Source organism: Mariprofundus micogutta, assembly GCF_001895085.1.
Lineage (GTDB): Bacteria > Pseudomonadota > Zetaproteobacteria > Mariprofundales > Mariprofundaceae > Mariprofundus > Mariprofundus micogutta.
The window spans coordinates 19178-31774 of record NZ_BDFD01000001.1; the positions used below are offsets into that span (position 1 = coordinate 19178).

At 49.2% G+C, this 12597-nt stretch carries 13 protein-coding genes; 2 read left to right on the forward strand and 11 right to left on the reverse strand.

What is annotated here, in order from left to right; translation table 11 throughout:
- The first annotated feature begins 11 nt into the window (after nucleotides 1-11).
- Complete coding sequence (locus MMIC_RS00110; RefSeq protein WP_072658297.1) at nucleotides 12-1370, forward strand: phosphomannomutase/phosphoglucomutase; 1359 nt, start codon at nucleotides 12-14, stop codon at nucleotides 1368-1370.
- Between the two features lie 20 nt (nucleotides 1371-1390).
- Here the strand turns inward: MMIC_RS00110 and fliS (MMIC_RS00115) are convergent, their stop codons facing one another.
- The 6 genes from fliS (MMIC_RS00115) to MMIC_RS00140 all read right to left on the reverse strand — a co-directional run bounded on the left by fliS (MMIC_RS00115) (nucleotide 1391) and on the right by MMIC_RS00140 (nucleotide 6737).
- The gene (gene fliS, locus MMIC_RS00115; protein WP_072658298.1) at nucleotides 1391-1795 is read right to left on the reverse strand and encodes a flagellar export chaperone FliS; all 405 of its coding nucleotides are present in this window, start codon (nucleotides 1793-1795) and stop codon (nucleotides 1391-1393) included.
- Between the two features lie 205 nt (nucleotides 1796-2000).
- Entirely contained in the window at nucleotides 2001-2342 is a 342-nt protein-coding gene (locus MMIC_RS00120) for a hypothetical protein (protein ID WP_072658299.1), read from the reverse strand.
- Nucleotides 2339-2782, reverse strand: coding sequence for a flagellar export chaperone FliS (gene fliS / locus MMIC_RS00125; RefSeq protein ID WP_072658300.1), 444 nt, complete (start codon nucleotides 2780-2782; stop codon nucleotides 2339-2341). Before fliS (MMIC_RS00125) ends, MMIC_RS00120 begins: the two co-directional genes overlap by 4 nt.
- A 121-nt stretch (nucleotides 2783-2903) precedes the next feature.
- On the reverse strand, nucleotides 2904-5243 hold the full coding sequence (gene fliD / locus MMIC_RS00130; protein WP_072658301.1) for a flagellar filament capping protein FliD: 2340 nt from the start codon (nucleotides 5241-5243) through the stop codon (nucleotides 2904-2906).
- Between the two features lie 4 nt (nucleotides 5244-5247).
- Nucleotides 5248-5613 (reverse strand): flagellar protein FlaG, encoded by a 366-nt coding sequence (locus MMIC_RS00135; protein ID WP_072658302.1) that lies wholly within the window; start codon nucleotides 5611-5613, stop codon nucleotides 5248-5250.
- A 68-nt stretch (nucleotides 5614-5681) separates the two neighbouring features.
- Nucleotides 5682-6737, reverse strand: a complete 1056-nt coding sequence (locus MMIC_RS00140) for a flagellin N-terminal helical domain-containing protein (RefSeq protein ID WP_373855330.1) — start codon at nucleotides 6735-6737, stop codon at nucleotides 5682-5684.
- A 527-nt stretch (nucleotides 6738-7264) separates the two neighbouring features.
- On the opposite strand from MMIC_RS00140, the gene MMIC_RS00145 reads away from it, so the two are divergent.
- A complete protein-coding gene (locus tag MMIC_RS00145; protein WP_072658304.1) occupies nucleotides 7265-7573 on the forward strand; it encodes a hypothetical protein in 309 nt (102 codons plus the stop codon).
- 44 nt (nucleotides 7574-7617) lie between these two features.
- Here MMIC_RS00145 and mnmA read toward each other — a convergent pair whose 3' ends face one another.
- The 5 genes from mnmA to MMIC_RS00170 all read right to left on the reverse strand — a co-directional run bounded on the left by mnmA (nucleotide 7618) and on the right by MMIC_RS00170 (nucleotide 12597).
- The gene (gene mnmA, locus MMIC_RS00150; protein WP_083530355.1) at nucleotides 7618-8745 is read right to left on the reverse strand and encodes a tRNA 2-thiouridine(34) synthase MnmA; all 1128 of its coding nucleotides are present in this window, start codon (nucleotides 8743-8745) and stop codon (nucleotides 7618-7620) included.
- The gene (locus MMIC_RS00155) at nucleotides 8742-9635 is read right to left on the reverse strand and encodes a DUF4743 domain-containing protein (RefSeq protein ID WP_072658305.1); all 894 of its coding nucleotides are present in this window, start codon (nucleotides 9633-9635) and stop codon (nucleotides 8742-8744) included. The genes mnmA and MMIC_RS00155 overlap by 4 nt, the downstream gene beginning before the upstream one ends.
- Nucleotides 9636-9653: 18 nt before the next feature.
- Complete coding sequence (locus MMIC_RS00160) at nucleotides 9654-10547, reverse strand: ribose-phosphate diphosphokinase (RefSeq protein WP_072658306.1); 894 nt, start codon at nucleotides 10545-10547, stop codon at nucleotides 9654-9656.
- A 9-nt stretch (nucleotides 10548-10556) separates the two neighbouring features.
- Nucleotides 10557-12104, reverse strand: a complete 1548-nt coding sequence (locus MMIC_RS00165) for a thymidine phosphorylase family protein (RefSeq protein WP_072658307.1) — start codon at nucleotides 12102-12104, stop codon at nucleotides 10557-10559.
- Nucleotides 12105-12189: 85 nt separating this feature from the next.
- Nucleotides 12190-12597 (reverse strand): VOC family protein, encoded by a 408-nt coding sequence (locus tag MMIC_RS00170; protein ID WP_072658308.1) that lies wholly within the window; start codon nucleotides 12595-12597, stop codon nucleotides 12190-12192.

The following is a 12597-nucleotide window of genomic DNA, read 5'->3' on the forward strand; positions in this document are numbered from 1 at the left end:
AGTGGCACCCTATGACTGATTTTCCGCATCACGCTTTCCGTGAATATGACATTCGCGGCATTGCAGGAAGCGACATTACTGAACCTCTGGCATACAAGCTTGGCAAAGCCTATGCAGCCATGTTACCCGCAACTGAGTCGCGCCCCGTGATTGTCGGACGCGATGTTCGTCTCTCTGGGCTGGGATTGCAGACTGCAGTGATTCGCGGGTTACATGATGCAGGTCTGGATGTCATCGATGTCGGCATTGTACCAACGCCACTGGCCTATTATGCCGTCTATCAACTTGAAGCTGCTGGCAGTGTTCAGATTACCGCCAGCCATAATCCGGGAGAATATAACGGATTCAAGATGATGATCGGCAAATCCAGCCTGCATGGTGATGACATCCAACAGCTAAAACAGCTGATGCTTCAGGATCATGATAATGCCGAAAAACCGGGTACCACGGTCAAGAAAAGCATAGCTGAACAATATATTGATTTTGTCGTTAATGACTGTCCGCTGACAAGACCGATGAAGGTGGTGATTGATGCCGGCAACGGTCCCTCCGGACTGATTGCCGCTCCACTGTACCGTCGTCTTGGTTGTGAAGTCATCGAGCTTTACTGCGAACCGGATGGCACCTTCCCCAACCATCATCCCGACCCGACCATTGCCGCCAATCTGGCCGATATGGCGCGAACGGTTATTGAACAGAAGGCTGATCTTGGTATCGCCTTTGACGGCGATGGTGATCGTATCGGCATTGTCGACGAACAGGGAGAAATCATCTGGAGCGACATGCTGCTGCTATTGCTCGCCAGACAGCTTCTGCAGGAAAAGCCAGGGGCTACTATCATATCAGAAGTAAAGTGCTCCCAGCACATGTATGACGGCATCAGAAAGGCAGGTGGCAAGCCTGTCATGTGGCGAACCGGTCACTCCCCCATCAAGGCAAAAATGAAGGAGACAGGTGCCCTTCTGGCAGGCGAAATGTCCGGTCACATGTTTTTTGCTGACCGCTTCTTCGGATTTGATGATGCAGCTTATGCCGGTGCCCGGGTTATGCAGCTGCTTACCGAGTCAGGCTCCACATTCAGCCAGCTTCTGGCAGATGTTCCATATAGTGAAAGCACGCCGGAAATGCGTATAGAATGTAGTGATGAGCGTAAGTTCGCGCTGGTTGAAGAGGCCAGGGTGCATTTTTCAGCACTTTGCTACGATATCATCGATATTGATGGCATGCGCATCCAGTTTGAGGATGGATGGGGATTGTTACGTGCCTCCAATACGCAGCCTGCCATGGTACTCAGATTCGAAGCTCCGAACAAAAAACGACTGGCTGAAATGCGTTGCTTGATTGAAAACTGGCTGGATAATCATCAATAGTTCACCGACGTAAAACCTGATCAGGCGGCATGCCTTTTGACTGCGCTCAGATGTCCTTTCTTTTGCTGGGCCGATAACTGCATCCAGCCTTCATGCAGTTGCTGCGCCAGATGAATAACTTCATCAACATGATCCGTTGAACAGCTGCATAAGCCTTCAGTGAGCTTATTCATCATATATACATAGAGACTGGACAGGCTTTGGGCAACATTCTCACCTTCTTGCATATTCAGGCTGGATGAGAGTTCAATCAATGCCTCCATAGCACGCCCCGTATGCGTGGCTTCTGCAACCAGATCCCCTGCAAGAATGGCCAAACGAGTCTGCCCGAGAGATTTGTTAAGCGCTGCATATGTGAGTAGCACCAGGCCCAAAGGACCCGCCCCCTCAACCTGATTTCCCTGGTATGCTTTATATCCACTCATGACTGCCTCCTTGCATCAAAAGACAAGCAGCGTTCATCTCGCTGTTGTTTTACAATATATCATATATCGAAAACTATTGACTCAACTAAAGGAAAATATCGATGTTTTTTTCTAAGACTGGGAAATCAGTGTATGGAAAGATATTGCGAGCAGGCTTTTAGTCAGCTCTTCTGTGTACAATAAGAACATCCATGAAAGTACAATATTATTGGAGTTCGTCTTTTGCCTTCTGCAATTTACGAATCCCTGATTGCACGGTGCGGGTATTTTCACGCACGTCGTTCATTTCAACAGCAAGTTGCCGCTGCACCCGCCTGACCTCAAGTTCCAACTGGCGCAGACGAATGCCAGCATCACTTTCACCATCAACGGGGTCTGTTGAATCCAGCAATGTTCGAAGCGTTGCAAACTGTGTCTCAAATGCTTCTTGCACATCGGCCAAACGATTCCATTTACGCTCCCGGACAGTGCGCTTGAAAGCCTTCAGTGCATTGAAGCAATGATCCAGCTGATGTTTCAGTTCATTATTGAATTCGTTATCACTCAAGCAGCGTATGCTAGGGAAGCTGTCTGCAGTTGTGAATGGCTGCGGGGTTGGCTCGGCTGGCTAACGGACTTTTTTTGCTGATTCTGATTCAACGATTCCCAACCTTCGCGAAGCGTAGCAACCAACTGCATGACTTCATCAATACCATCGGTAGACTGCTGACACATATTTTCGGTCAGTCTGGTTGTCATATACGAATATAGATTTGCCAGGTTACGAGCCACTTCACCGCCGGCGTCCATATTTAAAGATGTAGTCAACTCTATAACTGCCTCAAGCGCCCTGCCGGTATGCTCAGCTTCAGAATAATAATCACTGTTCTCAATCGAAAGCTTGGCCCGCCCCAGTGATTTATACAGTGCATCGTAGGTCAGCAATATCAGCCCCAATGGCCCTGCCCCCTCGATCTGATTTCCCTGATATGATTGATACCCCGTCATAGCTGCCTCCTTGCTGTTGTGTGATAGAAGTGATCATCACTTCTCTATCTGATTGTTAATCTATCGGTTACAAAAGCTGGAACTGAAGGAAAAGTAACCTTAAATATCAATAATTTTCAAATTAATTTGCTGCGTTTTGAGCATCGATCTGCTGGGTCAGAAAACTGCCTGCAGATTGCAACGTCGACATCGCATTTTCCATCTGAATAAATGAATTGGTAAGAATGACTCTCTGCCGATCCAGTTGATCTTGAAGACTAGCAATACGGGTTGTCAGCGAATCAAAACTATCCTGTGAAGACAAAATGCTGTTCTGAATGATTCCCGCCACAGGGTTGGCATACAGATCAAGCAGACCATCAAAGCCGGCTGCTACACCCATACCTACAACAACTTCACTGGTTCCTGTGGTTGTTCCTTCATAAAGCAGGCCCATACCGTCGACTACGCCTTCACTGCCGATCAATAGCTGGCCGCCGGATGTTGTGGCAAGACCATTAATCGTACCCTGCACATCAACACCGCTGAAACTTGCGTCTGCAATGCCCAGCCCATCAACACTCTGACTGATGCTAAAACCGCTACTGGCACCATAAGAAGCAGACTGAATCTGTATACCATTGCCGGAAACCACTGCTTCAACACCCATGCTATAGCGACCCTCAGTCAGCGCTGAACTGGCGCCGAAAGCAAGCGTACCGGCACCTTCATTATTGGCAGTCAGCGAAAAGGTAAGCTGGCTGTCACCTGATTGAACATCAGTAAGTGTAATCTTTCCATTGGCATCGATTGAAGCGATCACTTCCTGATTATATGCACTCTGTATAGAAGCCAGCAGACTGGAAATAGTATCTTTTGTCGGATCCAGAACGGTAAACGTTTCACTGACAGCGCCACCTGAGCGCAGGTTGCCAGCTATCGTAATGCTGTCTCCTGCTGTAACACCAAGCGCAAGATCTGCAAAGGTATTGCTACCTGTTGCCGGCAGGCCCAGCACAGTCAGTGCCGTCGCATGCTGGTGCTGCTCTGTATATGATGCCTGGAATTCTGCATTCAGCGCAGAAATAATACTGCTTTGCGACTGACCGGTCAGCAGACTGACCACAGCCTGACGTGAAGAGCCAGCTTCAGTAATAGTAACTGTTTCATCAGCAGCCAATCCCAAAGAGAGATCTGTTGTGCCGGCAATGCCTGCTCTGGTCGCAGCCTGAGTGATATCGACTGAATAGGTGCCCGACGTGGAATTTAAACCATAGGTCAGGAAATGCAGGTCTGTATTGTTACTGCTACCTTGCGCAGCAAATACATCGCGTATTGCCGCTGGATCAGTATTCAGAAAAGAGGTAAAACGGTCATCATTAATGACCAGCTGGCCTGTTTCATCCGGCTCCACCCCCACCAGCACCATACTGTTTCGATCAGAAGCAAGGCCGGGAACAACTTTCAGCAGTGAAGCTGAAAGTGAAGCCTGCATCGTTGTCAGTATGCCTTCACCTGCGAGTATACCACTTGTGCCGGTTTCCTGATCAAACTGATACTGCGCGTTAATCAGGTTGGCTGTTTCATTATAGGCATCAACAAAGCTCTGCACATTGGCTCGCAGTTCGGCTTTATCCACTGCCACGCTCATATTCAGGGTTACGGTTGGGTCAGCCTGTTTCAAATCCAGCGTGATGCCATCAAGCGCATCCGAAATCTGGTTGCTGCTGCGGCTGATGGTTAAACCATCAATAGAAATCTGTGCATCCTGAGCTGCCTGTAACTGCGTACGGGCATTGGCCTGCCCTGTCGCACCAATCTGTAGATTAGCCAGTGCACCGGCGGCATCGAGGTCGGCGCCACTTAGTGTAAAACCTGCCGCGCCTGTAGCATCAGATACAAGCGTCAGCCTAAAATCATTCTCAGCGACCTTGATAACAGAAGCAGATACACCGGTCGCCGTTGCGCCACTGTTTTTCGCATTGATGGATCCAGCAATATCCTGAAGTGAATCAGATACCGAGACTGAAACAGTCACGCCTTCAATCTGAAAGCTACCGGTTAAATTTAATGGTGTTGAATCACTGGCGATTACAGTGCCTGCATTATCTTTAATCGCAGACGAGGAAGAGAGCCTTTCAGCCTGTGCAATCTGTTGCACAATAATGGAATGCTGTCCTGCTGATACAGAACTTGTGCCGCTGACATCCAGTAACTGGCTAGCGGAGACCAGGGCGGAGCTGCTGCTAAGGCTTGCTGAATAACCGAAGAAGGTCGAACTATCTGCCATCCCGGTTGCAGTATTACGTAGCGCCAGCAAACTATTATTCAGTGTTGCCAATGCTTCCTGCTTGGCTGTTTGGGTTTCCTGCTTTTTTACCAGCTGGTTAATCTCAAACTGTCTTATGCCAAGCAGCTCATCAACAGCTCCTTTGGTATCAAACCCGGCAATAAGGCCGGATATGGAACTTAGACCCGCCATATCTTCAGACCTGTTTGTCCAGCAACAATCCTACCATTTCACGCATGGCTATCTTGTGCTGAATAAACTCTTTGGATGGGATTTCGCGGACAACTTCACCGCTATTCCTGTCCGTAACCTGAACATACAACATGCCAAGCCTTTTTTCATAACCAAAAGAAATCGCTTCATTACTTCCTGCCATTTCATAGTTGGCTCTTTCTACTGCCTGCCGAACTTCCTGTTCTGATACTTTTTTCTCGGCAGCTTGTACTTGCTGTTCGCTCGAGACGGGTGCTTTCGTCGGTTGAACCGTCGGCCGAACTCCAGCTGATCCCACATTCGGCGAAGAGAGCACAGAGCTAGCTTGCATTAATTCTATAGCAGCCATGTCTTTAACCTCCTTGCCTTAATGGGCTTAACCTCCCCCCATCCCGGGGGGAGGAGTTAGCCAGTCTCTTACCTGAACAGTGAGAGTACGTTTTGTGCAGCCTGATTAGCCTGCGCCAGCATAGATGTACCAGCCTGTACCAGGATCTGGTTCTTGGTGAACTGAGCCATTTCTGCAGCCATATCAGCATCCTTGATGGATGATACTGATGCAGTTGCCTGCTCAATACTGGTTGCCAGGTTAGCATTGATGAATCCCAACTGGTTCTGAGTCGCACCAAGATCGGCACGGTTAGAGATCAGTGTGTTCAATGCAGTTTTAGCAGTATCGATGTAAGCTTTAGCTTCAGCCACAGTATCCATTGCGCCAAGAGCTGAACCACTCAGGCCAAGACCTGAAGCAGAATAGTCCTTGTCCAGAGATACCTGAACAACGTTATTCACATTGTTGTCAGCACCTACCTGGAAGTCCTGAGCTGCGCCAGCCGTTACAGTTACAGCCTGAGCTGTAAATGTAGCGATATTGGCATCGAAATCGATGCTCAGACCCATGCTACCAAATGATACAGTTGTAGTATTACCGACTGCAGGTGTGGCTACAGTTACAGCCTGTTGTGTACCAGCTACGGTATCTTTCAGGATGAAAGCGTTGCTAGCACCAGTGGTAACGTTTTCCAGCGTATATGCATGGGAAGCACCAGTTGCAGGAGCACCCTGTACTGTTACTGTTGCACTTACACCGGTAGCACCTGCACCAACTGATGCAGTTGCACCAGCAGAACCGTTAAGCAGGCTAACGCCATTGTAGTTGGTGCTGGCAGAAATTTTATCAATAGCACCTTCGAGTTTAGCGCGTTCTGCATCCAGTTTACCAAGTTCCTGTGAGTTATTTGCTGATGCGCCCTGAGTTGCCAGAGTCTGGATACGAGTAACCATGTTCTGGATCTCGTTAATACCCGCTTCAGCCATTTTCACCATCGCTTGAGCCTGAGTCGCATTCATAGAAGCGGCTTTCAGACGCTGGGTCTGCGCATCCAGTTTAGATGCAATTGCAAAACCAGCAGCATCATCAGATGCGTTGTTCACCCGGAAACCGGATGACAGGCGTTCTAATGACTGGTTCATATTTGCGCTGTTAGTATTTAGATGTTTTAGTGCGGTGATTGCCGCGGTGTTGGTTTGGACGGTTAATGCCATTTTATTCTCTCCTTAGTGTTTGTATACGTGAACGACTTCATGCCTTGTCACGGTGGGGATCATCCCCTGAAGAACTGTTCCTCAGCCCTTGTGTTATAGTGTATCGGAGAGAAAAACCCGGACTTTAGAAAAAAATACAGTTTATTTTTTCTTGCTGAATCTGGCCCAATTCAGCTTCGCTGCTGGCAACATCCTGACCATAATCCAGAAACGTCATCTCTTTCATGCCTACCCAGCAAAAGCAATGCCAATAAATAGCTATGTATATAATTAAATTGTCCATTTAAAGTTTTTTTCACATCACGCTAAAGTCTCGATTTATGTTACCGATAAGTATTTCTGAAGGCCCATTTCAAGGTCTACGGTGGTACATGGACTCCTCCGGTGAATTTTAAACAGGGATATGATTTCCCGCCTCACAGCCTCACCAGCAACATCGGTGAGAAGGAGTAACCATGATTATTTTACCTGTAAGTACACCAGTTGCCTCTATTGACCAGAGTCACGTCAACCAGACCCAGTTGAATCATACGCGCAGCCTGGAAGACTCCAGGATCGCTACTGATACCGTTAAAATTTCAGCAGAAGCACAACATCTGTCGAGTTCACTGGTGAATGATAAAGCAGCACCAAGCGGCAATGATGCTGCCAGAGCGATCATCGCTGATGCGAAGAAAGCACTTCAGGAGCCTCCTAAGGTTGATGTGCCGAAAAACCCAGCTACTCAGACCCCTGAAAGTAACAGAATAGACGTTTTATCCTGATTAATTCGAGCATAGAAACGGCAAGGTCTGCACTCCCCCCCACTTCAGTCGCAGACCTTGCTGACGATACCTCCACCGAGCAACTCATCTCCGACATAAAACGCAGCCACCTGACCGGGCGCAGTCGGTTTCTGCCTTTCATCAAATATCAGATGCACACATTCACCTTCGACTCGCAAAGAACATGCTGCTGGCCGCATCTGATAACGCACCTTGGCAGTCAGCGTCTCACCAGCTTCTGGCTGACGAATCCAGCTGATCTCTTCTATATCCACGGCTGAAATCAATGCATCCTCAGGATGCGCCACCACGACCTCTGCTATCGTTCCGTCCAACCCCACCACATGCCAAGGCCCGTTGGGAAGCCCCAAACCCTTGCGCTGACCCAGGGTGTAGTGAGCAATGCCTTCATGACGCCCCAGATAGTTTCCATCCAGATCAACAATATTGCCGGGCCTGAAACCAGCGGATGCACCTTCGCGTTTAAGAAAAGCGATGCGATCACCTGCCGGAATAAAACAGATATCCTGACTTTCGTGTTTTTCTGCTGTCGGCAGTTTAAAAAAACGGGCCAGTTTGCGCGTATCATCTTTCTCCAGACCACCTACCGGAAACAGAATGCGCTCTGACTGTGCCCTGTTTGTTGTGGCCAGAAAATAACTCTGATCTTTTTTGGCATCGTTACCTTTATAAATGTGGATACCATCTTCCGCATCCGTTCGCTGCACATAATGACCGGTAGCCACGTAACGTGCCTCCAGCTGATCAGCCACTTTCAACAGCGCTCCGAACTTCACAAAGCGGTTGCATCGTTCGCATGGATTCGGTGTACGTCCGGTTTCATAATCATTGATAAACGGATCAATCACATCACGGCGAAACTCTTCCTGCATATCCATGGCATAAAATGGAATACCGATTGCATCAGCCACACGTCTGGCATCGTAGGAATCTTCCAGCGAGCAACAGGAGCCATGCCTGTTCACATCCTCACGCGAATATTCCCAGACATTGAGGAATACTCCGATCACATCCAGACCAGCCTCTTTGAGCAGCACAGCCATGACGGATGAATCCACACCACCGGACATGGCAGCAATGACGCGCACGCCCTGCAACGGTTTCAGATCAGCCACAATCCGGCTTATGATTTCTTCAGCACTTCTACTCATGCCTGAAACCTATCAGCCGTCATGGATTTGTCCTGCCATGAAGACCCTTTTTGCAATGCGTTATACAAAGTCTGATGATCCACATGCTCAGAATGAATGAATCCATGACGAAGAAGGAAATCAATTATGACCAGATTGCAGTTGGGCTTGAAGGATTCTGTCTCAGATACAATGGCAGCTACTTTCTCAATTGGCATCAGTTCAAACCCAGCAACTTCGCCATCATTGCAGCGCGGCATGAACTCTTCAGGCAGCAACAGATCGTAACACAAAAGTGTATCGTCTCTCAGGCCATGCTCCACCTCACAGCAGTAACTGACTGAGCCGACAGCTTTGGCAGTACACGCCAGTTGCCCAGGCATATCAGCCTCCTCATGACACTCCTTGATCAGATTGTCCTGCAGTGAAATACCATGTGGAAGGCCCCCTGCAACGAGTTGATCCAGGCGATCGGGGAAAGCCCTGCGGTCAGATGCGCGGCGCGCAATCCACATCATCATACCATCACCGGTTTCAACATAACCGTTCAGATGCTGTCCGAAGGCGCGAATGCCGAACTGCGACACCATAGCCCGATCAATTTGCATGGCAGCAGGAGTTCCGAATTCGGCAAGTACAGGAAACATCTCCCCCATCAGGGGTTTGACCACACCTGTTTTCGACAGGCATTCCAATACCTCTGCCACAGCATTCGAGCGCTGCGCAAATCCGGTCAGCTGCGGGTTCAGCATCACTTCATCCATCGTGACGACAAAGCACTCGGGGAAACGAGCCAGTTGGTCAGCAAAGGCATGACGAATATATCCCATGCGCTGACCATCAATAACAAACGGCAGAAAGTTATCCGGCTGCCAGTGGTTCAAGGCTCTTATATGATCAATGTATGGCATTAGATATAATAGATAAGATCAGCTAAAGACACTACGCACTCCGTCAGCAAGCAGAGATGTCAGCGGAATTGCATTGGTCGGATGTTTGATGCTGTCGGTACTCCAGATATGATCAACAGCAAGTTCACGAATACGGGTCTCTGCATCTCCGGCAAACAAAGCATGGGTCACCAGCACAGACAGTGATTTCGGTTTGCCTGCCAGGATCGATTGGGCAGCTGCAATAATGGTGCGCCCTGTACTGGCGATATCATCAACAATAACCACATCACGACCAACAACCGGCTTGTCTTCGGGCAGATGAATTCTGACATTCCGGTCACCGAAACGCTCTTTTGTTGCCACTGTAAAATCAAAGCCGCGACCACTTGCAATCGATTCCACCCACTGACGTGATTCATCATCAGGCCCGATCAGCAGCGGCTTCTCAAACTGTTTGGCAAGAAACGCCGCCATAGGCTCTGCTGCAGTCAGGGCAAGAGCATGATCAAGCGGTACGGCCTGCTGCAGCCGTGTAATACGATGTAGATGCGGATCCACAGTAATCACAGCATCAACAGTATCAGCCAGCAGCTTGCCGATAATCTGCTGACTCACGGCTTCCCCTTCATGAAAGGCGATATCCTGACGCATATAACACAAATAAGGTGCCACAAGCAGTAATCGCGTCGCACCATTTTCACGTACAGCGCCTGCAGCCAGAAGCAGTTCGATCAGCTTCTCATTGGGATAATCAAGACTTAGAAAAAGAATCACATTTTCCGGCAGTGAGCCGGGCACCTGCAGTCGATGTTCTGCATCTGGAAAGCGATGTAATCTGATCTCGTCACAGGGAAAGCCCAACTCGGCGGCCAGAGATTGCGCCTGCTGCAGACTTTCAGAAAACCCAAGCACGATATTATGATTGTTCACAGGATAGCCTCATAGCGGAGGGAAATTCCGTGGTGCAGGCGGTTTGTCATCAATACTGAAACCGATATCTTTTTTGCTCAGCTCCACTGCAAAATCAAAATCGGCCGGGAATTCAGCATGTATACGATAGAGGATTTCACCAGCCTCAACCTTATCCCCCATTTTTTTAAGCAGATCAACACCGGAACCCTTATCCATGGGTGCTCCGGCCATACGAGCAATGCGGGCCATCTGCAGGTTATCGATTTCAGTGACAAAACCTGCTTCTGGAGCTGCCACCTCCATAATCAGTTCTCCAAGCACCGGTGGTTTTTCATTCACCCCTTGAGAAGCAATGATGGATTGCATCCTGGCCATGGCACGGCCTGTTTCGAGAATATCACGCGCAATAGCGTAGCCTTCCCCACCGCGCACATCCGGATCAAATTCCAGGATGCGGCCTGCCAGCCTGAGGGATTTTTCCCGCAAATCATGTGGAGCTTCAGGATCGTTTTCCAGCACCTTGATCACATCACGTGCTTCAAGTGCAGGACCGATACCGCGACCAATCGGCTGCTCACCATTGGTTATCACCACCTCCAGATGCAGACCCAGCCGATCACCGACATATTCAAACAGTTTACGCAATCGCAGAGCATCATTCATGCGGTGCACTTTGGCTGTCGGGCCAACCGGAATATCAATTAACAAATGAGTAGCACCTGCAGCCACCTTCTTTGACAGAATTGAGGATACCATCTGTCCTGGCGAATCCAGTGATAAGGGGCGCTCCACCGAAATGAGAATATCATCGGCCGGAGCAAGTCTTGCAGTACCACCCCAAGCCAGGCAGCCACGCTCATGACGCACAATTTCTCGCAGTTCATCCAGGCCCAGCGCAACGCTTGCCAAAGCCTCCATGGTATCGGCCGTGCCGGATGGTGAGGTGATTGCACGGCTCGATGTTTTAGGAATAAGCATGCCGTGAGCAGCAACAATCGGAACCACCAGCATGGTCGTACGGTTGCCGGGAATGCCACCTATACAGTGTTTGTCGGCCACCAATCCTTCACCCCAGTCCAGTTTTTCGCCGGTATTCACCATCGCCTCAGTGAGATAAAGCAATTCCTCCCGTTCCATGCCGCTCTCGCTGCAGGCAACCAGAAATGCAGACATCTCCATGCGCGAATAACGGTGATCAACAACATCACGAATGATGGAGAGGAAATCTTCGGATTGAAGCCTTTCACCAGCAATCTTGCGGTGTACTGCATCCAGCGATTCAGGAGGTACCGCATGGGCAATACAGACCATATCCCCATCATCCAGTCCTAGCTGATCAAATGCCTGCTCACTTAAGCCCAGCTCATCAACAGCCATAATCTGGCCATCATTCACAACGTTGAGTACCGCCAATACCTGCTGATGATCATCTACGCTATTGATTTCAACCTTGGCCAGGGCCTGAAAGCCCTCTGTACGGTAAACCGGACAATCGCGATGCAGATAGGCGACATTCTCCTTGTAGGTGTCGATGCCGATGCGGCGAAGTTTGAGATGAATACCGGGCCTGTTCATATCACTCCTTCAGAGAGAGCAAGGAAGAGCTACGTTCTCTCCCATACAGTTTATACTACAACGGCTTGAAAAAGTCGACGCAGAACTACAGCTCCCTGTCATCCTGAACGACTTCAACCAGAATACCCGAGGGATCAGTGATAAAGAAATAGTCGATGCCGGTTCGCCCCTTTACAACTTCAACCTTGTCAATGATGCCGAGTTTCTCTATCTCATCTTTTGCTTTTGCGATGTCAGCTACTTTTACCCCGAAATGTTTGATGCCGATGCGCGGCAAATCCGTTGCCAGAGATCTGGTTGATTCCGGTGCTGCAACGGGAGTGGTAAAACAGAACAACTCCAGCAGTGCCTCTCCCTGTCTCAGATGTACGATGGAAAGTGAATCATCCTCCGCCTGCCAGTCAAACACCGGATCAAAACCGAGCAGACTGTAAAAAGCTACCGACTCTTCCAGGTTCGATACACTCAGTGCCACATGATGGAAACTGAACAC

Coding starts and splice junctions, on each gene's coding strand:
- MMIC_RS00110 (WP_072658297.1), top strand. CDS start 12: ATGACTGATTTTCCGCATCACGCTTTCCGTGAATATGACATTCGCGGC.
- fliS (WP_072658298.1), bottom strand. CDS start 1,795: ATGAGTGGATATAAAGCATACCAGGGAAATCAGGTTGAGGGGGCGGGT.
- fliS (WP_072658300.1), bottom strand. CDS start 2,782: ATGACGGGGTATCAATCATATCAGGGAAATCAGATCGAGGGGGCAGGG.
- fliD (WP_072658301.1), bottom strand. CDS start 5,243: ATGGCGGGTCTAAGTTCCATATCCGGCCTTATTGCCGGGTTTGATACC.
- MMIC_RS00135 (WP_072658302.1), bottom strand. CDS start 5,613: ATGGCTGCTATAGAATTAATGCAAGCTAGCTCTGTGCTCTCTTCGCCG.
- MMIC_RS00140 (WP_373855330.1), bottom strand. CDS start 6,737: ATGAACCAGTCATTAGAACGCCTGTCATCCGGTTTCCGGGTGAACAAC.
- MMIC_RS00145 (WP_072658304.1), top strand. CDS start 7,265: ATGATTATTTTACCTGTAAGTACACCAGTTGCCTCTATTGACCAGAGT.
- mnmA (WP_083530355.1), bottom strand. CDS start 8,745: ATGAGTAGAAGTGCTGAAGAAATCATAAGCCGGATTGTGGCTGATCTG.
- MMIC_RS00155 (WP_072658305.1), bottom strand. CDS start 9,635: ATGCCATACATTGATCATATAAGAGCCTTGAACCACTGGCAGCCGGAT.
- MMIC_RS00165 (WP_072658307.1), bottom strand. CDS start 12,104: ATGAACAGGCCCGGTATTCATCTCAAACTTCGCCGCATCGGCATCGAC.